This window comes from Microbulbifer sp. MKSA007 (assembly GCA_032615215.1).
Classification (GTDB): domain Bacteria; phylum Pseudomonadota; class Gammaproteobacteria; order Pseudomonadales; family Cellvibrionaceae; genus Microbulbifer.
The window spans coordinates 3,196,259-3,221,452 of the sequence record CP128433.1; the positions used below are offsets into that span (position 1 = coordinate 3,196,259).

Sequence of the window (25,194 nt, forward strand, 5' to 3'; positions counted from 1 at the left end):
TTATTTATGCTGACCTATTTAAGCCTCATTCAACTTAATCCTATTAAACCCTGTATCCATTTGATCTAGCGTTTGAAGTATCGTTTAATCTATCAGTTGATTGTTCTGTGCCCTTCCATTTCCGTTTTCAGCCCCGACTCAGTCATCGACCTCACAAACATCCACACCCTATCGGTGATCAACAATTGGGATCAGCTCTTTACGAGCTTCTGTCTGCTATACGGCCGATAGCTGAAAATTTTTATCACTCCTTGATTGCCCCGCCTCCCCGCCAAGTTATCAGTCTTGATGATGCGACTGATTTATACTCTACTTACTCAGCGTGACATCAATACTGTTCATGTGTTTCCATTTGGCAGGTTCTACAAAGATAATCTTAGCTTCCTTAATCTGCGGATTTCTTTATGATTTGTATTTAAAACTGTCACTCTCTATCATCAGTATCTCCATATGGATACCACATCAGCTGCCAGCTCTTTGGATTTGCATCACCTAAGGTGATTCTGGATACATCGGTATGGTAAAGCGGGAATATCTGAAAGAGACAATGGTGGGCTGGTACATAGCGTTTAGACCGAACAAGCTAAATCCCTTCCAGGTCAAATGTCACTTCGTAAAGTTGAAAAGAAAGAGATGCAGGTTAGGGTCACCCCTTCCGCTATATCAAGTGTCAGCTTGGCTACAATAATGCTCGATAACGCGGGTTGGTGAAAAATACTTGACACCTGTAATTACAGGTAGGCTTTACGATTTTATGGATAGGGAGAAAATATCTTGCTGCCTTGGGATATTGCGCCTGAAATCCGTACACAGAGGAATTCAGACAAAAACTTGGGAGATTTGTGCAAAAGTTAAAGCTATCTTCGTGAGAAGCCCAATTTTTATCCAGCCCAGGCTGGTCCGATAATAAGACCTCCTTAATCAGAAGTCTCTTCGAGAGTCTCTGAACAACTCCGCAATGTCTCTGCAGGCCTTGAATATTGCAGGGTTAAGCGTAGATCGCCGTGAATGGCTGTACAGCTGTGGCCTTTAAGACCTGCCCTTCGGGGCTTGCGTAGCGATTCACACTCCGCGCTGCGACTTATTGAAAGATCTAGCGATTCCTGCCAAGCCGCGCCTTGATTGTGAACCGCTCTGCATCCAGAGGTATCATGAAGTTGTTCAGAGGCACCTAATTCTTGATGGCGGAAGCCTCCCACGAAAGTTGCCGTAAAATATTTTGCGGAATATTGGTTAATCAACGCTAGAATTTTTTTTATTTAATCGATATATTTTTTACAAACTTGAAATTGGCATCTACTGTAACCAGAGGTACTAAAAATGACCAGAACTAATAATTTCGTCGAAGAATTCTAAAGCAGGAAAATCTGCATTTAGTTACCATAACTCAAGTAAATGACTTATAGGATTTTCACTCTATGATAACTAGGTTCCACCTATATATACCTTTTGTATGGATATAGAGGGCCGTAAATTGTTTTTTAATTTGTAAAATACCCGAGATCTTCATAGGATTAGCTTAGCAGGTCTTATAGTTAAGGTTTGAAATTACTACTTTATGTCTAAAATAACTCATGTAAACCAGACAATTAGCACAGGTAAAATAGATTCTAAGTACTCAGCTGACATTGCTGTCGACCAGTATCAGGGGGAGTTCTGCCATGTGCGTAAAGATATGCAAAGATTGATAGATATAAACTTTAATCGCTTACCTCTTTCCTCCCCCAATTTTATTACTGGGGGCGACGCGCCTATTGATGCAAGTACTTCTAAACGAGCACTAATTCGTTTTTTACAACAACTAAGTACAATAACAGGAGCGGCCAGCACTTTAAATATTGCAGAAAAACTCACTGAAGTTGTAAAAATTGTAGAGAATGTTGAAAATGATATTTTGCATAGCAAATCATAAGGGTAATTAGCACAACGGTCAATTTATTCAACCGTATATAGATTTACTACTTTTGATTACCCAAAAATCGCTGAACTGATTAATTTTATACCACCCTTAAAGAATCTAATAATTATGAACAGGATAAATTATGCTGTCCTTTAACTTTAGTCCACCTAAGATTTTCCATACAAGTAAACCATCCAAGAAATCTCTACAGTGCACACTAGAACCTAACACTGCATCAAGCTTTGAGAGACTTCGTAGATATACTTTTAAATCGTATATTATAGTTTTTGCTGATACCAATGGAGTATATAGTGGTTGTAGTGGTCTAATCCTTCCGGACACTTCGCTAAGATGGTAAAACTACCAAGCGAGGTGAAGTATGACAACAAAAGGTACACGTCGGCATTTCAAGCCGGAATTTAAGAAAGACGCCGTAGCGCTAGTCTCTGAGCAAGGGTATTCAATTTCTAAAGCAGCAGAGGTTGTAGGAACAACAGCCAATAACCTGCGACGCTGGATAAAGGAACTGAAGCAGGAAGAAGACGGTGTGAGGTTGGATGTAGGTGAGCGCGCAGAATTAGAGCGATTACGACGTGAAAATAAGCAGTTGCGGATGGAGAAAGAAATCCTAAAAAAGGCCAGCGCCTTCTTTGCGAAAGAAATGAAATAAAGTACAGCTTTATTGAAAAACAGCAAGGCAGCTTTCCTGTTAGGGTGCTCTGCCGGGTAATGCAAGTAAGTAAAACTGGTTATTACGATTGGTGTTGCCGTGGTAATAGCTCAATAGATGCTCAAACATGGCAACTATGCCATCGTTTGAAGGCCCTATTTGCAGAATCTAGACAGAGCCTGGGAAGTCGTCGGTTAATGAAGCTGTTACGTAAAGAAGGCTTTGAAGTCGGGCGCTATCGAGTCCGCAAGCTCATGAAAAAGCTAGGCTTGGCAGTAAAGCGTAAGAAGCGATTTACACTGACGACAGACAGTAAACATCACCTGCCGGTCGCAGAGAACCTTCTGAATAGGGAGTTCTCACCGAGCGCTAAAAATCAAGTTTGGACGACTGATATTACATATATTTGGACTTCGCAGGGCTGGTTGTACTTGGCGGTAGTGATTGATCTCTATTCGCGCCGGATTATTGGTTGGCATCTAGATCGCAAGATGGAAACGGCCCTGGTAACTCGTGCGTTGATGATGGCTGTCAATTTGCGTTCGCCCCCAAAAGGTCTCCTGCATCACTCTGATCGTGGCAGTCAGTATGCCAGCCATACCTACCAAACGTTATTGAGTCAGCATGGGATGGTGTGTTCAATGAGCCGTAAGGGAAATTGTTGGGACAACGCACCGACTGAACGTTTCTTCAGCAGCCTGAAGCGGGAGTGGGTAACGGGAAACCTTTATCCGACAAGGGAGGATGCGGTAGCAGATGTAAGAGCCTATATTGCTTATTACAACTCACGCAGAATACATACAACACTGGGAGACCTAGCCCCTATCGAATTTGAGAAATGTGCTTAAAGAAGTGTCCGGTTGGAGTTGACCACAACAGGTCAGCATATGGAAACCCCCTCAGAAATAACATCTTCTGCATCGATCGAAAAGCCACCCTCTCCGATACAAAAAAAATCAGCTTTACATAAGTGTGTAAATGATATTAAGAAGCGCGGAGCTTGGAACACCAAGCTTTTAGATATGCACCCATCTCTTTTGCCTCAATGTATAATAAGGCCTATCAATATAATTTCTCCTGGCTACAACCAGGTCTTGGCGATAGGTGAAGAGTTTTCTAGTTCGTCTGCAGTAAATTTATTCCTAGACAACAATCACTATCAACTAATTAACAATGTAGTCAAGAATCCATCAGATTTGATTGAGTTAGAAAAAGCAAAGCAGCTAGAATTAACTAATGCCCCAGAAGATGGAAATTGCTTATTTGCAGCAACAGCTAAATATTTAAATAACCTTCAGATTAATTATGCATCTCTTCGACAGAAACTTGGTGACTGGGTAGCAGATAATCCTAACCACTCATTAGCTCAAGGTTTTGTCATTAATGAAATTATTTAGTCTGCATTGCTGCGTTGTGTTTCCAATCTGTCCAGGAAGGCTTGCCTCCCTCTTTGATCCGTCAACCTTATACTCGAAATGAAACTTTCTCATGCATTGAGATTTACAAATCTGCGCCTCCTTTGAGCTAAGTAGAGATGAATTCTTTCACTGCATTTACAAAAACCTTAGAAGCCGGTTCACGCCCAAGCAAAAGGTGGCCATCGCTATTCAAACCCACGAACTTGCAATTTGGGATGCTTGCTGCAATATCAATCCCTTGCTGTATTGGTATTCTTTGATCACCCAGCGAGTGGATAACCAGTGTCGGTACAGTAACCATTTTAAGTTTATCGCGAACATCTATACTACCAAAAACTGAAAGAAATCGGGCTGCATTATTCGCTGATGTTGTAAGTCGCTGAAATTCGTCGAACCAATCTAACTCATCAGCTTTCGCGCTAGGCATAAAGGTGGACGAAAAGATGTGCCTGTATGCAGGGTTGTCTTGCCCCCAACCTGACTCTGTAAGTGTTATTATAGCTTCACGCTCTTTAATGATCTTATCAGTTGCCCCAGTCCGCCAACCTGCTGCATACCCTCCAAAAAGAATCAGCTTATTAACGCGCTCCGGATGGCGTACTGCATATTCAATAGAAACAGCTGCCCCTTGAGAAATCCCGAGTAAGGCGAACTTATCAACACCACTTGCTTCCACAACCGTCTCTAAATCAGTTACAAATGATTCAAATGAAATGGTATCCACATTCCAATCGGATAGACCATTTCCACGTTCATCATAGCGTATAAACTGGTGTTCAGCGGATAAAGCTTGGAACAAAGGGCTCCAAATTGGGGATTCCCAATCATACTCTAAGTGGCTTAACCAGTTCGCAGCTTTTATGATTGGAGTTCCCCTACCGATAGATGCGTAGGCAATTCGAGCACCATCTGATGCTTTACAAAATTTAACTTTCTGGCTCTTAATTAATGTACGTTCTAATGACTGCTTCTTAAATCCTTTTTCATAAGTTATCGCAAAGTTATTCTTTGGTGCCCATGATATGCCAGCCCTTTTAAATCTTTCTAAAAGTTTTGGGCGAATACTATCAGCCTCCTCAATACGCCCTAACATTTCTAGCTTGTTTAGTAATTGAGTTGCTGCGTTAGGATTAAATGGCTCTAGCGTTTCCCAATCTCGCGCCCACTTTAATTGCTCTGGAGGCGGGCTGTTTTTATGGGATGACAAGCGCGATAAGGTTTGCCCTCGCAAGCGTCCCACCTCCTCCCTCTCTGCTACTAACCACTGCTGAAAAAGCTCCTGATCAGGCAAATCTATACCGTCTAGGAAAGTCTCCTTTAGCTCATCATGAATTGACAGAAGCTCACTGTAAGATAACTCAGGAGCTTTAAGCTTTGAAGCTAGCTCCCTCACATCAATATGAATATCTTCCGTATTCATGCGAACCCTTTCTCGATCTGCATTTAAGCGCGCATTGTGCGGGTCATTCACAATAGGCCTGATCTTACTAAGAGACCACCTTAGCGATGCCCTAGGATCATCTGGCAGATCCCAGAAGAGCTCACACAAACGATCACGACGGTGTGGCCTTGAAGCCAATAACAAGAACGCGAGGATTGCTCGGGTTTTTTTGGAGCGAGGTAAACTTATCGCTGAACCATCATGGTAGACAGCCAACTCGCCAAACATTTGAATTGATATATTCACAACAACCTATTTACCAATTCTTGTACAAAGTCCTAAGGAGTCCCAAATTACCTCAGATCATCTTTGGGCTGAAGCGTAAAGCGCAACTCGCCACACCTAGCCTTAGCCCTTAAGAAGCGTCTATACAATCGTAGCAGCCATCAAAAAGACATATTTAATCCAAAGTAATTTTTTGACCCATTGGTTCTACTCGAATAGCTGACTACCCGTAATACCTATGAAAATATCCAGTTAGTGGCTTTCCTATTAGCCTGATATAAATATTTTGTACCACGAACTTGAGGAGCTCGGATGCTCCTGCCTGACTAAGAGCAGTCATCGTATGCTAGTAATAGATGGTACTAAAGTCACGTTAAAAAGGAAGAAACTACACATTGTCTATTTTTCATGCATTATTAGGCTTAAAGTATTATAGAAAGTCGAATATCTTGATTTTTATCTCCCTCTTACTACTCCGCGCATCAGACATGATCGATGATGTCTCAAAGAAAAGTTCTCAGAGTATTACTTTTTTGGCATCACTTACTTGATTGTTGTTAGATACAAAGAAACATTAATCAGGGGGCTCTGGATACGCCTAGACTTCCCGTCGGACCTCAAAGAATATCGGTGATAGGCTAAGCTTTAAAGGAAATAGCTTTTTAGTCATTGCAAGTGTTATTACGCTGGCCCTACGGCATCCTATGATCAATTCATAATCCGCAACAAGGCCTCCAAAAAACCTAATATTTTTAGAAAGCTATCCTCAGGCTGCACCCGCTCTGAGAGGCACTTGCATCACCTGTCCCCTCCCAGAAAAGTGGCCCAAAGGCTAACCTAAAACTATCTATGCCCTACCAAGCCAACTCCAAATGTGACCAGTCGGCCAACAACCTCTCTATGTATCTTCAGCACCCAACATCTATATATGGCACTATCTACCTTGGCACTCGTGCCCAGACCAATCATTGAAAAGAACCTATGGAACTAGAGTACGACTGTAGCGACCAACTGTTTCCGGAAAATAAGTTAAGTTTTTCTTCCGCTTTTGCAGTCGGGCCCCCATCATTGCGGTGGTGGGGGCGCTCCCAGTTATAGTAAGTCATTAGATAATGACTGATATCTCGGCGCGGCGGACCTCCAGAATGACTTTATACTACCGTTTTATGCCATACATGATCTTCCAGTGCTGCGCATCCTAACTGATCGTGGTACCGAGTATTGTGGCAAATTGGAACAGCACGATTATCAGTTATATCTAAGGAGCCTCTGAATAACTCCGTAATGCCTCTGCGGGTTTTGAAAGCTGCAGATGTTAGGCGCAGCTTGCCGCGAATGGCCGTAGCCCTTTGCAAAAGCTGCAACGCAGCAGATGCGGCCTTCAAGACCCGCCCTTCGGAGCTTGCAGAGCGATTCACACTCCGCGTTGCGACTTCTTGAAAGGTCTAGACATTCCTGCGAAGCCGCGCCTTGATTGTGAACCGCTCCGCATGCCAGGGGTATCACGGAGTTATTCAGAGGCTCTCTAAGTGTGAACGAAATAGAACACACTAAGACAAAAGCCAGGCATCCACAAATAAATGGGATCTGTGAATGCCTCCATAAAACCATTTTACAAGCGTTCTACCAACCTTCATACGCCGCAAGATCTATGGATCAATAGAAGAGTTACAAAAGGATCTGGACGAAGGCTCACATATTACAATAATTGGAGAACCCATCAGGGTAAATAGCACCTCCTGAAAAACCGGTAACTGTCAGATCAAACCTGAGCTACTATAGTTGAAGGGTAGGATCACTCGGACCCTTTTAGCTACCCGCAACTTTCTAATAGCGCTAGAAGATACCAGTCTCCCAAGCCACCAATAATAGTCCAATCTTGAGAACCTTAAACACCGACACATCAAGTTAATCGAGAATAGCCCTACATGCTCCTGTATCAGTGCGTACTTTACTCTTAGTGGTTCGCAAAGTACGCAGCTGCCTTTTTAGACACTCGCCCCCCTTACGCGCCTCCTGCAATTCCTTCGTGAGCCTGCGGACTACTGCACTTTCCTACTTGGAGTAGTCGATACCATTTAATCTATTGAGCTGCTTATCTGAGAGACGATTAAATTGACCGCGCCAGCTATAGATCTGCTGTGCACTGACACCCAGCTCGCGTGCCACAGAAGCCGTTGTCACTCCAGGCTTTTCCGCCCTTTTTACTGCCTCGATTCGGAATTCCTCTGTATACGCCTGAGTTCTTTTGTTTCCCATGATACAAGGCCGAAACCTAACTATACAGGGTGTCTACTTAACCTGGGTAAGTCTTATATCGAGCGCCGCTGAACTTGACCTACTAGCTATTAGTTAAAAAGTCTGATTGATTAAAAGCATTTAAAAAATATGGAAGCAACGAATAAAGTGTACCAATGGAAGGACTGTTTCTGAGCCTGGGATTTGAATGGATTCCTTCTCCAGGTTATACATTTATAAAATTAAAATCAGAACCTAATGGCTTACAGCAACTGTGAGCATTCCCACCGGCACAATGGGGATATCTCGCCTAGAGATGGAAAGTAAAATTAACATATTATCCGAAAATAGTTGCAATACACATCATTTAATCCTTAGATATTAATGATCCTTGATTTTAGATAATAAGTGTGGCTGGGAAAGTAGGGTTCAGTTGGTAGAGTCAGCACCTCTCCCGACTAGAAGATGGGCACTGATGGGAGTGTTTTGAAGAATAACTACAGGGGTCGAATATCCTCAAGTAATTTACATCTGTGGACGATCTATTGAGACCGAAGAACACACAACGCCTGGCTACTAGGAAAGACACAGTATAAACAGCCTGCACACTAGATAACAACTAAAATATTTTTCAGAAAAACTTGGAAGGAATTATTTTGGATTAAAGATGTGAGTTTTCGAACCAGAAAGCCCTTATTCATGCAGAGAAATAAATACCGATCTCTGTGATCCAAAAGTCAGAAACAGAGAGAAAGAATGGTAATTGGTACATGCATACCCCCAAAGGGAAGTGACCTATCCATTCATGAAAAATGCAGACATAAACGATAACCATAAAGAAAATTAAAAATAAAATTAAGACCCCTAGAAGCACTATATTCACAAAAAAGGTTAGGGGGGGCAACATTTCATCCATCGTCCGAACTCACACAGACAAAGTTGATGAACTTATACTAATGATCTGATCATTATTATTCACCCCAACACTCTACCTATGCTTTTTTCTTTTTCTAAAGTAGAAAGCATATCCATATCTCTTTGGTAAATACGAAAGTATTACCAGTCACAGACCGAAGACAATACGACCCCATGAAACTTTGAATATTAAGCAAACACTACCGCCACACATAAAGCACCCAAAGAAATAACAACTTGCTTTATAAAAGACCACCTTCGCCCCCCATTAAACAAATACAATCGATTACATTCCCAAAAAAAAAGACCAATATTGATAGAACCAGAAACCCCAAAATATATAGTTAAAACACCAATAAGAAACAACACCTAAAATAAAACATAATTACAATAATTACTGATTTTCATCCCCCACACGGGGACTTTCAGAGCAAGGAAAGGAAGGGGGTGGACATGTTTAATATATTTAAATTAATCAAGGAGGGACAACCATATGAGATAACACTGATACTGGCCAATAGATTCAAAATTCCTCTAAGCAACTGTATTAAAATTAATGATTATGTTACCAAAAGATTACTTAATTTTGAAAAAAATACCTCAATCGCTAGCTTATTTAAGCTGCATTATAATGACACTAAGCACTCAAAGTTTCGCGAAGGATTCCGATGGAGATGGGCTCGAAGATCATGTTGAACAACTAATAGGGTTAAACCCCAATAATTCCGATTCTGATCAAGATGGCATTCTTGATCCAGATGAATTTTATGAATTTAGAGATTTTATTGAGGCCGATACTGGTCGCACAATTAACCGGGATCATTTTCTAGTTAACCCATCTATCGATAGCGACGAAGACCAAATTACAGATTTCACTGAAGTCTACGGGTATTATAATGATGGAAACTTATTGAGAGGGGCACAAAGAGCTGTTCCCTCAGATATATGGCTAGATATGAGAGATAACTCCTCACATAATGTCATTTTAAACGGCATAACTATTCGAACTACAAGGTGGGCAATTAAAGCACTCGAAGCTGCTGGAAAGGTCACTACACAACAATTATCAAATCTCGATACAGGAGGCGAGCAAGACTTCAGAGTTCTCATCGTTGATGGGATGTACGATATTATCCGCTCCCATGTTATCAGTAAATTAGATGGACTTGGTGTTGCCAACCCGGAAACACATCAGGTAATTACCGGGTCTCCCCGCGAAGATGGAACCATCGCATCCGTAATGGCGGCGATCATGATCAATAGTGATTCTTTTGGCCCCGCTAGAGAAATCTTCTTTACAGACCCTTTTAGATACAGCACAGATTTTGACCCTTATAGTGACCGAGAAGAGGCAATTGGTATTTTTGGAGCCTCCCAACCGGTCCATGGAGCATCACACCCACTAATTGGAGCAATGCCACAACTTGTAACAACACTCGAGGGCATAACCCTTTATGATATGACTACAATTGGTGAATCTAACGGCACCGAAGTCGGCGAGGAAATCGGTGAGTATCAGACAAGGGAAAATAGTCAAACCAAAGAAAAACTATGGTTTGTTACATTAAACTTTGAAGGCAATGCTGGTACCGATGGCCTAAGCATCGGAGTAAATACCGGTGGGGGTTACGGTCAAAGCACCGGATGGTCCTCTAGTGAGGCAATAGAGACGGGCTCAAGCACATTTGAGTCTTTAAGCAGTGAAACTTCTACTGAAGTTTCAAATAGCTGCTTTTCCTCAATGGCACTGACTTTAAAGGTAACAAATACTGGGTCAGACGCGGCCTCTCAAATATTTCCATTCTGGGATATATATTTTGGCGATCAATTATGGGGAACCGTTGACTATGAAGGCAATGGGTTCTCACTAGCTGCTGGTCAGAGTGAGAGACTAGTTGTACTTGGAAGGAGTGAAGAAGGATCATGCTTAAGTGTGGAGGAAACAGATTACTTAGCGAATGGTGGTGCAGTTGGATTAGCCACAAATATTGCAAGTGCAAAAGTGACTCTCTTCAACAATGCTACAGGTCAACTCAATAACAATGCGGACTGGTCAGCCCTTATTAACTCATTCAATTCTGATCTCGCACGTATAAGTGTAAAAGGCGTGTCTGCGAACGGTAGTGACTTCAATCACAATATCTGGGTTCATGCCTATGATGAAGGTAGTTTATTACCAGACATGTCGGTAACCATTAAGGAAGCATTTGATATAGCCTATACCCAGCTAGACTGCAAGAACAGTGGCTATACAGATGCAGCCTTATGTTATCGTACTTCAGAAGGTGATTTTATTATTGGCGGCGACAATGATCGCGCATCCAGTTTTGAGTTCACATTTACAGATAGCAATTTTAACGTAATTAATGACCCAAATTTTGTAGAGCAACTAACCTCAAAAAATAACAGCTCTAATTTTTGGGATATACGATTGCCACCCAAAACAACTGTAACCATTACTCAACAAATCCCACTGTATCCAATAGTGAAAAACTATGATATTTTCCAGCTATATGGTGACAATGGAATTACTAATAATATAGAAGTGCACGCAGTCATTAATGATCATTTGGGAATAAAGAGTGTCGAGATATGCGATGGCAATCAATGTAACCCATTAAAACCCAAACTAGAATCCGGAGAACGAAGTAATAACTACTTCAAGTCTGTAAATAATATTTCCGATCTAGGTAACTTAACCCTGAAAGTAGAAAATACTTTAGGGAACATCTCAGAAACACCGGTTAGCCCCACGGCTGTAAAATATAGCAAAGAAACACAAAGAAGAATCACTTTTGCAGAAAACTATGCAATTAGCCTTAGTCAGCACCTTAAATACTATGAGGAAGAGATTAGCAGTACCGATAAAGATTACTATATAAGAATGGGATTAATATCAGATATTGACACCTTGCGAGAAAAAGTAGACGGCATCAATAATGATGCATTTTATCTTTCATCCGTATGTGATAATAACCTGAATACAATAACCCAGTGTTTCGACTCAATAGATAAATTCGATAAAACTTATCTGTCAGAAGAGCAAGTTCTTTTCAACTTGAACAAAATGCCAATTCGAAACCGATTACTAATGCCACGCGGTCAAACCCCTTCTTTTTCAGGTGATGTAGATTGTGCGATTCCCTCAAACTCCATCATTGTGGGAATGAAGGCCAAATCAGTAATTAGAGCTCCTGGTACGGATGCCAACCTCAAAATAGGTATATTTTCACGAGAAATCCTACCTACATATAAACCACAAGAGCCATTCTTTATTTTCAACTCAACTGTTGAATCATGTGATAAGTATAGCGGTAATGGCAATATGCATTTTTATGATTTTAATTTTGTAGATGGTGACAACACTAAAGCATATGCTTTCACCAATTTTGGCCTTGATGTTGATAATGGTCAAGTAAATAAACTTTGCGTGGGAAGGCACAAGGTAGACCTATCAAAAAAGGGACCTCTCACATCCACTGGAAGTCATTATAGTTCAATCTGTGGTAATAGTGATAGCTGGAGTGGCATCGAACGTAGAACGTCATCTACCCCAACAACTACGAGAGGACTGCCGTACCACTTAACTGCTGAAGCAGTACGTGCCACCGCAAAAAGTGCATCTTTTTATCGGGTTCAAATGTCTGAAATTGTTTTTGCCCAGCCCTACACTAGCGGGTTAACCAATGGTTACAGGTATCGAATTAAAAATGTTGAAACGGGAAATTATTTAGACAAGAGATCAGGAGACAATGATATTGTCGATATATCGCCGCGCAATGATGATGATCTTTCACAAATATGGATACTCGATGCCGTCAACCCACTCGAGTTTCGAATAATTTCTGCTAGCCAGAATACAATCCTTACTCAACCTAACTCATTAACGGAGAAATTTTTTACTAGGGCTATTCCCAACAATGACCAAGAGCTTGAATCAAATTATTCTCAACACTTTAGGCTCGAGTCACTTAGCGGGGGAGCAAATACTATTAAGTCTGTCTATATGAACAACAAATATATGTCAGCTGCTGGGAATCTATCAAATGCTTCAACAAGCACTAAATGGCTTTTTGAACGGGTAACTGATTAAATATTCTTATACCTCATTAAGCGCTTATGAGTTCGTTAACAAGAGGTTTCATAAGCGCATCTTAAAAAGGTGCTAGCAGCAAACTGATCTGACGAATTTGAATTCCCGATATAGTAACTAGCAACAGTTCTCTTGAGGCAGGGGCTAGTGATACAACCAGCCAGCACTATGGTGATACTATTGATTTATTTTTAACTGTGTAACTAATTGCTTTCCAACACTCAACACCTAAGTGTCTCATGAGTAAAATAATGACTGAAAACACCCTTAGTTGACTCACCCAGATGCCTATCAACATAATAGGCGGTTTTGGCTGAGCGCACCCCCTCTGTTCGAGGTTTTGACAACAACCACAGCGGTAATAACTCCACTCACCTTAAAGGGCAACATAGTAGAGTTGAAATAAGTGGTCTCAACTGTCAAACCGGATAATTTAAAAGTCAACTTGTTAATACAGGGCCAACCCATCTAACACAGATCGATAACCGGATTTTGGCTCAGTATGCACCCGCAATATCGTCAATACCCATGAGGAAACTGTGGATCTATATTTCTGCAGATTTTGCGCTATAGGGTACTAAGCTGCTTATGAAGTCGAGATAGGTCGGCACACACATCCTCTGGATTGGAAGTCCGCAGTTATCCATCTCAAAGAAATTGCGCTTCACGCTGCCCCAAAAAGCACTAAGCGTCAGTATGGAAGGCCAGAGGGTCCCTCTGATCTTATATCTCAGAGGAACAGTGGATGTTAAATTCTGGTTGTTCGTGTAGTATTCATCGAGTTGAAGGTATTTTCCGTAGCGACTGCAGGAGAATATCTTACATCACGTTGATTCGCATCAAGTATAAACTGGGGTAGGATTCATCGACAGACTTCGAGGCGGTTGCCGCTGGTCTAAAAAATAGCTCCGGGAATAAGCCACTCTCTGCTGAGAATTGAGGCAGCAATTACCCACAGACTAGCAAGTCCAAGAGCAGTACACTAGCCAAACTTTTATATTCTGTTTGGAAATCCGTACGGGATTCATAAATTAACTTATACAACGAATATACTAAAGCGCCACAACAGCATGATCGGATAAACTAAAAACACATAAATTTCAACCACCTAATGAACCTTCAATGCAGGGAATATATCGAAAAGTCGATAATTTTATCCAAAACTGGAAGCCGATCTTATACCGACTTATAATCGAGCGTAGAAAGCAGCTTACCGACTTCCAGCAATATATTAGCATGATTGATTAAATCTAATCATCAATCTCTACTTTATATACATTTCGTACCTAATGATATACTTCATAGCAAACTAATATGTCTAACCTCAACAATCTGAGAACCCTCATATTCAGCATCAATACTTATACGATCTCCGTGCTTCACACTAAGGCCTTTTATTTTCTTCTTATCTAAGAAAAAATAGTTTCCAGAAACCTCATCTTTAATCAAAAAAAGATGCTCAACCTTACTAAAGCTTTTATCTTCTACAGTGACTTCCTCTAGCTTTCCGACTATAAAATCTTCAGCCGTGACACTCACCGACAAAAAAATTGAAATCGCCATCAGTAGTATTCTAAACATAATTTACACCAAAAAAGATCTGTATTTAAAAATTAATTACTATATTTTACAGTAAATTTTGCAAACTTTCTCATAGCGTCCACCGATTCAAATTTAATAGACAGGCCATTCCTGGAGTCTGTGAAAGACTCACCGACCTTTACAATCGCCACATCATTATATGCCCCACCATCAGCATAGCTGATAAATAACTCATCCTCAATTTGGTAGGGATTCATTATGGGGTGGGAAGCATGATAGTTAACATAATAATATTCTTTTCCATGACTATGACCTTCACCTCCTATTTTTACTTGCTGAGGAAGATTTTTTGAAAGCTCTCCGGGACCAAGATAAATTGACTGAATTTCTATTTCTTGTAATCCACCCAGATATGGTGTGACTACCTTTGTATACTCAGGGAATTGCTCATACCACCCTAAAAATTCACGCTGGCCACTCCCAAATAGGTTAGACCACCCTAAGCCCATTATTCCTCTTCCCCCATAATAACTTTCAAGATTTCCATCGTTATTCTCATCAAAATTTGCATGGCCTAGTCCAAAGTTATGACCCACCTCATGCTTAATAGTGGCTAAGGCTGCAACTGGCCCGCCCTCTAACCCTACAAACGACCAGTTCCCCCAAGTTGCGGCCACTCCAGCCGCACCAAATATAGATATCGGATAAAGATATACTCGATGGTCCCATTTTGTTAAATCCAGAGGTTCATTATTTTCATCTAATAAATTTTCTCTGGCCCATTCGTCAGCTTCATCTCGAAAGGTCATACCTTTATCTGTATATCGACCACCAAGGTGTTGTCTATCGAGTAACTCCTGGTAGCTGAGCATGTCGCCATTTATTTCATCGGGCACATTGTAGATTACACAATCAATTGATGAGTTTTCCTGGCCAGAGGTTCCATAGCAATAATTATCTAGAGAGCTATCATTAACACGATGCCGTACAAAATTATGCTGACCTAAAGAGTTATAATAATACACTCTATTCATTGAATTTGGGTTATTAAAAACACTATTAGCCAAATCAGATATACCGAGACTATCTAAGGATGAATTGCCATCGAACTCCATGTAAACAAATACAATACTACTTTCCTTTACCTTTATCGTATTAATAGAAAGCAATACTACCTGAGAAGTATTATCGCTTAATGACAGACTTATCGTTTCAGTAGCTGACTCTCCTGAGGCAATATTTTCAACTCCATCATTAAGGCGGTACTCCCAGTCACCATTCTTATCTACACTAAATTCACCATATTCACCATCAATGGTATCTTCAGTAAATGTTGGGGCATTTCCGTCGACATCAGTAATAGTTACTGTTCCAGATAAGTACTCTGTATCGCCAACGACTAATGTACCAATTGGAGACTCTACGTTAAATTCGTATGGATCATCAAAACCTACAATAGTAATCGTAATAGGTGTTGTTTCACTACTTGAGTCAATACCTATAACAAAATTATCTCTGACAACTTCCTCTCCCTTAATTGGATCTGATAGAGCCTCATCAAGTACATACACCCAACTCCCATCTATACTTACTTCAATCTCCCCATATGCTCCCTGAAAACTGCCTTGAGCGAATTGAAGGCCGCTATTTGTATCACTGATGAGCTTTCCAGATATTTTCTCTTCGATATTTTCTGAAATTCTACCGGTTCCACCTGTTATTTGATACGAACCTCCGCCTCCAGAGTTACTACCACCTCCTGAGTTACTACCACCTCCTGAGTTATTGCCACCTCCTGAGTTATTGCCACTTCCTGAGTTATTGCCACCTCCTGCGCTATTGCCACTTCCAGCAGAACTTTCATCGGTAGCTTGGCCTGAGCTTTCCCCACCACCTCCACATGAGGCTATAAGAACAGACAACAAAATGCTAACGGCGATCTCTCGTATATTTTTCACATATTCTCCAAAGTACTATCTCTAGGGTTGTTTGGCTTTGTCCTACATTATTTTCTATAAACATAAACCTATCAGTAAGTAAATACTGCGAGTGTTATAGAAATAAAAACTTCAGATAGAACAATTAACCATCTATATACAACCCTTATATTGCGTATACAACCACTCATTCGACGTATATTGATTAAATGCTTATACCTGATGTCAAATGGTGAAGGCGTCATTATTTTATATAACCCATTATTTTCATTATTTTTTGGTCTGATAATTTTAGGAATTGGTCTTTATTGACGGGTATTTGGTATTTTTTCTTACTTTTGTGAACTTTATTCAGTTATCGATATCCTCGCCGGAACCCAACACCCCCTCATATATTCGAACTTATTCGATTATATATTCCACAACCGCTACACAATAAGTTTATCGACTCATGTTATTTAACCAGGGAATACTCCAGCTTATTTACATTGGTCTACTTTTCCACATTTTTATTTACATAACCACCATCTAGACAATATGGAAAAATCTTTACACGATGATTAATTTTTATTCCAAGGAATAACTACGATTCTTTATTCCACAAGTGGATCACCATGTGGCCTGGCAAATAATTCATTTGACGGCCATCCTCTTTTACTCGCTCCTGATCTACTGTTCAAAAGATCCATTACAAATTGATCCTGCTCGGCCATCACCTTATTAAAACCGGCATCCTTTGGGAAATATTTTCGCTCCAAGCCGTTTGTATTCTCACTGATTCTTCTCTACCAAGATAAATATGGGTGAACAAAGTAAAATATCTACTTCTAAGCAATCTACAATTGTTTCTTGTTCAGCGAATTCGAGACTACTATCAAAGGTAATCGTTTTGATTTTATCTTCGAAACTTACCTTGCGACTAATCGCTGCTTCAGCCAGCAAGTCTGATTGTTTACATATCAATGTAACAATAACAGTAAATAGTGTCTTGCGTTCAGGCATAGTCAGTAATTAACCGCGTCGATCACACCTATCGTAGCACTTGCCATGGGACTTTGATGCAATCCTAAGGTGCTTGTATTAGCTTCATAATTTTCCGATCTAAATAAATTTGTTGGTAGATCATCTCACCGTGTAACGACAACCCCGTACACCTCTTCATATAGCTTACGACTTGCTGTGGTCTGAGTTAGGGCCTCTATTTGTTTCCACATGCCATCAGTCACCCTCTGTGCTTTATACACTTGCTAGCGTCTTAGCGCTGCAAGCTTATGTTCTTGTCCCGGGCGATATCCTAAGTATTACACTGCAGCTTTTAGTCGATCATTGCGAGATACCTCTCTAACGGTTTTGCTATTGTTTTCTAAGAATGCATGGATGTTCTAAAACTGTAAATCTGGCATCGTTCGATCTCGCTCCGTTGGTAGCAGCTCATCATTTTCTTTCACTTGATTGAGATAGATTCCGGCTCTACCAACTGAGCCCACTCTTACCAATTACTCTTATTATCCGAAACCAACAATTTGTGTCATTGCAGGTATCAATTTAATTAAAGCAAAACAGTTTAATGGTTTCAAAACTTAGGGCGGGATCCTGTGGCGTACTGGGTATGCTTGATACGGCAGGTTCCTCTTTGTGATTACTAGAGTCAACACCAGAATGGATTGCGGGGGTATAGTGCTGGAGTCTCTTGGCTTTTAAATGTAGCTTATGAAGTGACCCACTAACCCCGGATACCATAATGACTTTATGCTTTCGGGCATTTTCATAGGTTGTAGAGTCCAAATGCGATAGGCCCGGATTTTGGTTGGCATTTCAGCGTATCGGGTGAACGCCTGGCGAGAACTCTTTATAGAAATATTAAAGGGGAGCTAGCGAAGGCAGACTCAAGGCCAGTCCACCACTTCAGCGACGCGGCTGTTGAGCGAAAAAATGAGGATGTGATTTTTTAGAGGTACCCTCGAGTATAAACAGCACGGCGGAGGGGATGTGCATATGGGATTGCTCCTATACCTTTCTGAAAACTGTAAGTATTAAGAATACCAGTAACCTGTTAATAATCATACAACTGTCTGTCGCATGCTAATCCCCCCCGCTTTAATGTGAGGGGGTATTAGAGTCGCGAGCAAAAATAATTAGTAAGTATAGATCTCTATCGCTGAGGATCCATCCGGGTCTACTGGGTATTCATATGCGCTAACAGCCAGCGTTTGCCCATCGCCACTGAGGCTGATAGTCGTTCCGAAAGAGTCACCCTGCTCAGTATTGCTACTCTTGAGATAAGCCTGCTGCTGCCAGGTATTGGCCTGCCGTGCAAACATGTAAGCTGCACCAGAGCTTATAGCACCATTATTGTGTTGATCACCATTGATACCTTGGGCACTGCTGCCCTCAAAAATAGCGCCAACAGCCAGAGTTTGGCCATCGGCACTGAGACTGATAGGGAACCCGAAATGATCACCCTGTTCAGTATTGCTGCCCTTGAGATAGGCTTGCTGCTGCCAGATATTGGCCTCTCGAACAAACACGTAAGCTGCGCCAGAGCTTATAGCATCATTGCTGTGTTGATTACCATTGATACCTTGGGCGCTGCTGTCCTCAAGATCAGCACCGACAGCCAGAGTTTGGCCATCGGCACTGAGGCTGATAGCCATTCCGAAAAAGTCATCCTGTTCAGTATTGCTGCCCTTGATATAGGCTTGCTGCTGCCAGATATTGGCCTCTCGTACAAATACGTAAGCTGCCCCAGCAAATGGGGCATCATTGTTGTGTTGATCGCCATTGATACCCTGGGCGCTGCTGTTCTCAGAAACAGCACCAACAGCCAGGGTTTGGCCATCGGCACTGAGGCTGATAGAGCTCCCGAATTCATCACGCTCTTCAGTATTGCTGCCCTTAAGATAGGCTTGCTGCTGCCAGATATTGGCCTCTCGTACAAATACGTAAGCTGCCCCAGCAATTGGGGCATCATTGTTATGTTGATCGCCATTGATACCTTGGGCGCTGCTGCTCTCAGAAACAGCACCAACAGCCAGAGTTTGGCCATCGGCACTGAGACTGATAGAGCTCCCGAAAGCGTCACCCTCTTCAGTATTACTACCCTTGAGATAGGCTTGCTGTTGCCAGGTATTGGCTTCTCGTACAAACACGTAAGCCGCCCCAGCAATTGGGGCATCATTGTTGTGTTGATCGCCATTGATACCTTGGGCGCTGCTACCCTCAAAATGAGCACCAACAGCCAGAGTTTGACCATCGGCACTGAGACTGATAGAGCTCCCGAATTCGTCACCCTCTTCAGTATTATTGCCTTTGAGATTGGCATCCTGCACCCACACTCCCCCTCTCTGATAAACAGGAAGACTGCATTTTCACTGTGATTAGCTACGGCCAGGGTGTGGCCATCACCACTGAGGCTGACAGAGAAGAGCTCTTCGGTATCATCGATCTTGAGGTAGCCAATGGCAGCGACCAATGCGTCGCTCACTGAGATAAGGTCTGAGTCACTGCACTGCTCCAATTCACCCTCCCCGTTACAAGCTTGTAGTAGGTACTGAGCATTTGCCCGCGCGTAGAGCGGCACTTCTAGCGTTATGGTTTCACTCCCCTGGGGAATATGCTCTGCGACAGGAGTAAACCCAGATAGCCCATCTGAGTTTTCCAGTAAATGGTAATGACTGGCGTTGCCGGTATCGGTCCAACTAAAGCGGAACAACTTAACGGGCTCAAAGCTTAGGGTGAAATCCTGTGGTGGATTAGGAATATCGGGTGTCTCTTCTACGGCAGGTGTCTCTTCTACGGCAGGTGTCTCTTCGTTGTTACTCTCGTTGCTACCGGACCCTCCACTGCTGCAAGCAGTAAGGAGGGAGAGGATAGTTATTATAAAGATGGCTTTAATGGACTGCGGGGGCATGGTGATAGGATCTCTACGCTTTTTAATACAACAGCTCAATTATTCATATCGCCCGTGCTGTTTCTTTAGGATTTGGGCATTTTTTATAGGTCACAGAGTCACAAAACTAATAAGACGGCACTGAGCAGTGGGGTCTTAGGTTCAATGTACCTGTCAAGATGATGATCCGAGGAGTTGGGTGCACACAGGCGCAATTCCCAGTCCGGGTATTGCTTACGGAAAACCAGCAGAACAGGTACAGGGCAGCAATTGTGGCAATGAGAGTGGAGTAGTGAACCCAGGCTGATTCTGCCCCACCGGGTAGAAAGTGTTTTTCTTCAACGCTGCGACGGCGATATAAAATTAGCGCATAAAAAATGACTGTCGCAATCACAAAGATGCGGGACCAACGGGTTTATTGTTCGTCAGATCCCACCTGGGCCACAAGACAGCACACCGCTGAATCAGCATAATCACAGTAAACAGACAGTGCTGCTGATGCGGCATTTTGTCAAACGGCTGACTGACTGTTGGAAATATGGTAGTAAGCATCAGTTGGATTAGTTCAGACCAAATCTGAACTACTACAGTTTAGTCGTCAGTGGGATCGATAGTTATCTTCTTACAGAGTTTTTTCCATATTGCCTGCATGTTAATTACGCTAAAGAAGTTATGAAACAGTTTCTAGGGGAAAGGAGCATCTGCGATATTTCATCTACAGATGCCTACCCCCTTAATTATTAGAGTCAATATTAGCTAAAATGAAAATTTCAAAGCTTAGGTATCAGCTATTACCTTCTAAATTTATGCACCTAAAAAATTTAGCAGCATATCCCCTCTTGTCCGATAATAATCTTCGTTCGCACCCTTTCCTGTATGCAGCACCCTAATATCATCCAATATTTTTTTCTTGTGCTTCACCACCGAGCCTACTATAGAAATCTTTCACCTCATGTGCGCAGTTTTCACCAAGCTTCCCTTTGTCCAGTAAAACTGCATTGAAGTGTATCAGAGATTCCTTTTCTTTATAGCTAATTTCTCCGCACAACTTATCTGCCAATGCACCCAAGTTATTACTTCGAAGGTTTACCAACAGCTTCAACTGCCGATCAGGAAATAATTGTTTGAAAATATTATGTTGCTGTTCAGGTTTCAGCTGGGTAGATAAAATTGCAGCGAGCGCAAGGTTTTGCTTATGGATCATCACAGACATCAGTGCTACTGAGCCATCAAAAAGATATGATACGAGCCCAAAGAATAGATTGTTATCGGATTTAATCCTATGAATAAAGCATGTATAGTTCCGTCTCAGGTACTTTCCATCGGTTGCGTTTAGATATCCATCAAAAATTTGACTGTTGTTCAAATTTTGACAAAGCTTGTCCGCGAGCTTATCCATTCCTGGGTCCCGACAGCCTCCAAGTAACTTCATTTGCTGGCCTGGATCTAGCTGTTCAATCATGCCATTCTGTTGATCGGAACTCACATGTGTAAGTAATAAGGCTGCACGGTGAGGACTTTTGTAAATTAATGTGGACATAACCGTAGGTTTTATGTCCCCTAGGCTTAGTGACTTAGTCTTTATTTGATTCGGACGGACGGCTTTGGGGCGTGATCAGTTTGTTTTCTGCCACAGAATCTAGTAAAAATTCGGCCGCAGAGATCGGCCCTGCGCGCTTCGATTAATCTTTTTCGACATGTATTACGCTCAGCGGATCGCTTACCTTGTGTATTATTTTTATGCTGAGGCGCTCCACTTGTTGCTCTTGTGCTACCGACTGAATTTACACCCATTGTTTTCACTTCTTCTTATGATGCTAATAATTTCTATATTTTATCTTGAGGAACCTCTAAATGCTTTATTTTATGGGCTTTAGTTTTTAACTCCTTGGTTTCAGATAATAATCCACCATATCCTTACCCCCCAATAAGCATGATCGTTATTGTAAAATACGGGGCATTCGTCCAGATACACCTGAAGACCCCCAACAAATCCATAGATAATCACCAAATAATGAAAACAGGCAGAATTCCTATAAACTAGTTATACCATAACGCATATAGTTATTATTTTGTTTCAGATGTCCGCTTTTAAGTGTCCCCCATCTCATTCATGTTCAATATTGCTCATATTCATATCCCCCTAATTTACTTCGATACCTCGCTTCCTAGACAGTTAGGATGTGCATCAATAGAATATTAGTTATTGGATGCAATAGTAATACAGGGTCCTTCAGAAGTTCCTCCACAGTAATGTGGTATTTTGATTGAATACATCCGATCATGAGGCAACTGCGCATAACTATTAATTAGGTTTCCTTAGCAATCCGGCATAATGAAGTATCCTATGGGCCTAGATAGCCTGGGTGCTGGGTACCGATGTCATCACAAGCTTCGTCATGCTGCTTTCGCGCTAAAGCCTGGATTTGCAATTAAGGTAAGATGAGCCTCTCCTTTAACACCTTTGCCTCAAGCTAATCGAAATTTGAAGCTCCCCAGGTCAAGCAGCCACAACCAGGTGCACTGTTATGCCCTAGACCCCATAATCGACTCAATGATATGAGCGCTAGTTTCTAAATCTTGGACATAAGTTGAAGACAGCCCAATAACGGGAAATAAACTTAGAGAATGCAGAAAAAAAGAAAATTGATGGGGGGAGCTCTGCTCAGCACAAAACAGGCAGCATTCAACGCGCCGCCGGCTTCTGCAATCTAACAATTTTTAGTCGTACATTGGGTTGCGAAGAATAGGGCAAACCGCATCTTCACTCTTAGCCATATAATGGCTCTTTGATGGTATTGCCATTTACAAAGTCGGCCTCATTGGGTACTGGATAAATATTTTTAGGTTTTAGGCGCTTTTCGACATAGGGTAATTAAAGGTAAGTTAAGGGGACCGGCCTCCAAGAGCCCCTGATAACCGAGGGAACCTTTAAATAATCTCACAATATCTCTACGGATTGTGATTACATTTAGCGGACTTACAGCAGTGGCGACCCATTACACCTAAATTAATTTCTATCGGTAACGGCGGGCAAGTTGCCGGCCTCCTATCCCGACAGCTGGATCGACTATTGTGCACACCAGTGAACTCACCCTCAACAAGTCGCGATTAAATCAGATTTATTCTTGCCATTTCATTACCTGAAACTCAACACTACTTACTCAAAACTAAAAATTATTACCAAGCGCTTATCTTGTAAGCATTAACATTCCATTGACCCGAGTAAGCTTGCCAACGTGACAAATAAGCATGGCGATAAAAAGCATCAAAAAAATTAAGAAAATCATTTTTTGATGGGAAGCGGTATTCACCATAGTTTGGGTCAAAGAACAGAGCACCAACCTCAGTGGGAATACGCTCATCCGCGATCCAAACAGCTATTGCATGTCCAGCACGCCGTGAACTAATAGAAACATATCCATAGGTTTCTTGAAAGCGTCCAAATGCATTTACAAGACATCTATTAACCGGTGGAATGGGGTTCGCAGGTGGCTGCGGATTGCCCGGTACTATTGGTGCAAGGTTTTGTAGGGCTAAATCTGCCCAACTAGTGCAATACTCATTCGCCTTAGTAAGACCATTGTGAATTAACCAATTATCGATATTATCCCTCTGCCTACCTCCCCCTTAGTCCAAAAATGAAAATCCTTTGCCACCTTGACTAATTCACCTGTATTAAGCGATCTATAAGTGGGATATCTTATTGGACCTAGAGTTATAGAGCATGGAGTTAATCCAAGCTTGTCTGGTAGGCTTTTATCATCTACCGCATGAGTCTTGATCCAGTGCGCACTGAGCGCGGCACATATTCCACGCGGACCATACTTGGCATAGTGCACCCAGCTCCGAGGTGAACTTTGCGAAAATCCCCAGGTTTTAACCCCTCTATGTGCTCTCGCAATTCTATTTACCCACATTATCTCTCCTTAAACCTGCTATCGTATTTCATTACTATGTCTCTGTGCCTAAGTACGCGGCTAAAGCGAAACTTGTAACCTGTTCCTATATTTAAGCCACCGCTACATCAAGTAATGAAGCGTTCCAAGGCACTCTCTACGCTAACCTAGAGATAAGACTTTACGCGCCGAGAGCGCAGATAACTTTAGATTGCAGGCTTAATTTTTTAGACTTTGGCCAAAACTTGTCTACATCCAAATGCAGGAAAACTAACTTGGTGAAGGTAGGTGGGAAAAAGAAAGTGACGGGAAAGTAACTGTGCCAAGCATCACAAAAACAGGCAGCAGTCACCGCGCCGCCTGCTTCTGCAATCTATCAATTCTTAGTCATGCATTGGGTTGCGAAGAATTGGGCAAACCGCGTCTTCATTCTTAGCCATATATTGCTGGTGGTACTCCTCGGCGTAGTAGAACGGTTGAGCCATGCTAATTTCGGTGGTGATTGACCCACGATCTTTGGCGTCCAACGCTTCTTGCACAGCCGCCCTGCTCGCTTCCGCCTCCTGTTTCTGGCCTTCGTTCAGACAGAAAACACAGGAACGGTACTGGGAGCCGATATCGTTACCCTGGCGCATACCCTGGGTTGGGTCATGGTGATCCCAAAAGACCCGCAGGAGTTCTGCGTAGCTCACCTTTTTGGGATCAAAGATTACTTTCACCACCTCTGCGTGCCCTGTACGGCCGGTGCAGACTTCATCGTAGTTCGGGTTTTCGGTGGCGCCATCAGTGTAGCCAACGGCAGTGGCAAACACACCATCCGTATCCCAGAACACATGCTCTGCGCCCCAGAAGCATCCCATACCAAAAATGGCGACTTCCAGGTGCTCAGGGAATGGCTCTTTAATGGTGTTGCCATTTACAAAGTGGGTGCCACTGATCTCCATCGGCTGGGGCCGACCGGGCAGCACCTGGTCCGCATCGGGTATCTGAAATTTGTCGTATTGCATACTGTTTTCTCAAGTGCAGG

At 42.1% G+C, this 25,194-nt stretch carries 12 protein-coding genes and 2 pseudogenes; 6 read left to right on the forward strand and 8 right to left on the reverse strand.

What is annotated here, in order from left to right; translation table 11 throughout:
- The first annotated feature begins 1,663 nt into the window (after positions 1 to 1,663).
- The 3 genes from QT397_17065 to QT397_17075 all read left to right on the forward strand — a co-directional run bounded on the left by QT397_17065 (position 1,664) and on the right by QT397_17075 (position 3,967).
- Positions 1,664 to 1,912, forward strand: coding sequence for a hypothetical protein (locus QT397_17065; GenBank protein WNZ54593.1), 249 nt, complete (start codon positions 1,664 to 1,666; stop codon positions 1,910 to 1,912).
- Positions 1,913 to 2,279: 367 nt separating this feature from the next.
- A protein-coding gene (locus QT397_17070) for an IS3 family transposase (GenBank protein WNZ54594.1) occupies positions 2,280 to 3,418 on the forward strand; the annotation gives its coding sequence in 2 pieces (ribosomal slippage) (positions 2,280 to 2,529 and positions 2,529 to 3,418; 1,140 coding nt in all).
- Between the two features lie 39 nt (positions 3,419 to 3,457).
- Positions 3,458 to 3,967 carry a hypothetical protein gene (locus QT397_17075; GenBank protein WNZ54595.1) on the forward strand — a complete coding sequence of 170 codons (510 nt, stop codon included), beginning with the start codon at positions 3,458 to 3,460 and terminating at the stop codon, positions 3,965 to 3,967.
- Positions 3,968 to 4,094: 127 nt separating this feature from the next.
- Here QT397_17075 and QT397_17080 read toward each other — a convergent pair whose 3' ends face one another.
- Positions 4,095 to 5,408 (reverse strand): alpha/beta hydrolase, encoded by a 1,314-nt coding sequence (locus QT397_17080; protein ID WNZ54596.1) that lies wholly within the window; start codon positions 5,406 to 5,408, stop codon positions 4,095 to 4,097.
- Positions 5,409 to 6,777: 1,369 nt separating this feature from the next.
- Between QT397_17080 and QT397_17085 the strand changes: the two are divergent.
- Together QT397_17085 and QT397_17090 are read left to right on the forward strand one after the other, a co-directional pair.
- Positions 6,778 to 6,915 (forward strand): annotated as a pseudogene (locus tag QT397_17085) (IS481 family transposase).
- Between the two features lie 252 nt (positions 6,916 to 7,167).
- Positions 7,168 to 7,384 (forward strand): annotated as a pseudogene (locus QT397_17090) (integrase core domain-containing protein).
- Between the two features lie 325 nt (positions 7,385 to 7,709).
- Here the strand turns inward: QT397_17090 and QT397_17095 are convergent.
- The gene (locus tag QT397_17095; GenBank protein WNZ54597.1) at positions 7,710 to 7,913 is read right to left on the reverse strand and encodes a transposase; all 204 of its coding nucleotides are present in this window, start codon (positions 7,911 to 7,913) and stop codon (positions 7,710 to 7,712) included.
- A 1,525-nt stretch (positions 7,914 to 9,438) separates the two neighbouring features.
- On the opposite strand from QT397_17095, the gene QT397_17100 reads away from it, so the two are divergent.
- On the forward strand, positions 9,439 to 12,900 hold the full coding sequence (locus QT397_17100) for a hypothetical protein (GenBank protein WNZ54598.1): 3,462 nt from the start codon (positions 9,439 to 9,441) through the stop codon (positions 12,898 to 12,900).
- A gap of 1,299 nt (positions 12,901 to 14,199) precedes the next feature.
- Here the strand turns inward: QT397_17100 and QT397_17105 are convergent.
- The 6 genes from QT397_17105 to msrA all read right to left on the reverse strand — a co-directional run bounded on the left by QT397_17105 (position 14,200) and on the right by msrA (position 25,174).
- Positions 14,200 to 14,481 (reverse strand): hypothetical protein, encoded by a 282-nt coding sequence (locus QT397_17105; protein WNZ54599.1) that lies wholly within the window; start codon positions 14,479 to 14,481, stop codon positions 14,200 to 14,202.
- A 32-nt stretch (positions 14,482 to 14,513) separates the two neighbouring features.
- Complete coding sequence (locus QT397_17110; protein WNZ54600.1) at positions 14,514 to 16,400, reverse strand: VCBS domain-containing protein; 1,887 nt, start codon at positions 16,398 to 16,400, stop codon at positions 14,514 to 14,516.
- A gap of 750 nt (positions 16,401 to 17,150) precedes the next feature.
- Complete coding sequence (locus tag QT397_17115; protein ID WNZ54601.1) at positions 17,151 to 17,381, reverse strand: hypothetical protein; 231 nt, start codon at positions 17,379 to 17,381, stop codon at positions 17,151 to 17,153.
- Between the two features lie 1,133 nt (positions 17,382 to 18,514).
- Entirely contained in the window at positions 18,515 to 19,708 is a 1,194-nt protein-coding gene (locus QT397_17120) for a hypothetical protein (protein WNZ54602.1), read from the reverse strand.
- Positions 19,709 to 21,160: 1,452 nt separating this feature from the next.
- A complete protein-coding gene (locus QT397_17125) occupies positions 21,161 to 21,808 on the reverse strand; it encodes a hypothetical protein (protein ID WNZ54603.1) in 648 nt (215 codons plus the stop codon).
- A 2,742-nt stretch (positions 21,809 to 24,550) separates the two neighbouring features.
- Positions 24,551 to 25,174: a peptide-methionine (S)-S-oxide reductase MsrA gene (gene msrA, locus QT397_17130; protein ID WNZ54604.1), complete on the reverse strand. Its 624-nt coding sequence runs from the start codon at positions 25,172 to 25,174 to the stop codon at positions 24,551 to 24,553.
- Between the last annotated feature and the right edge of the window lie 20 nt (positions 25,175 to 25,194).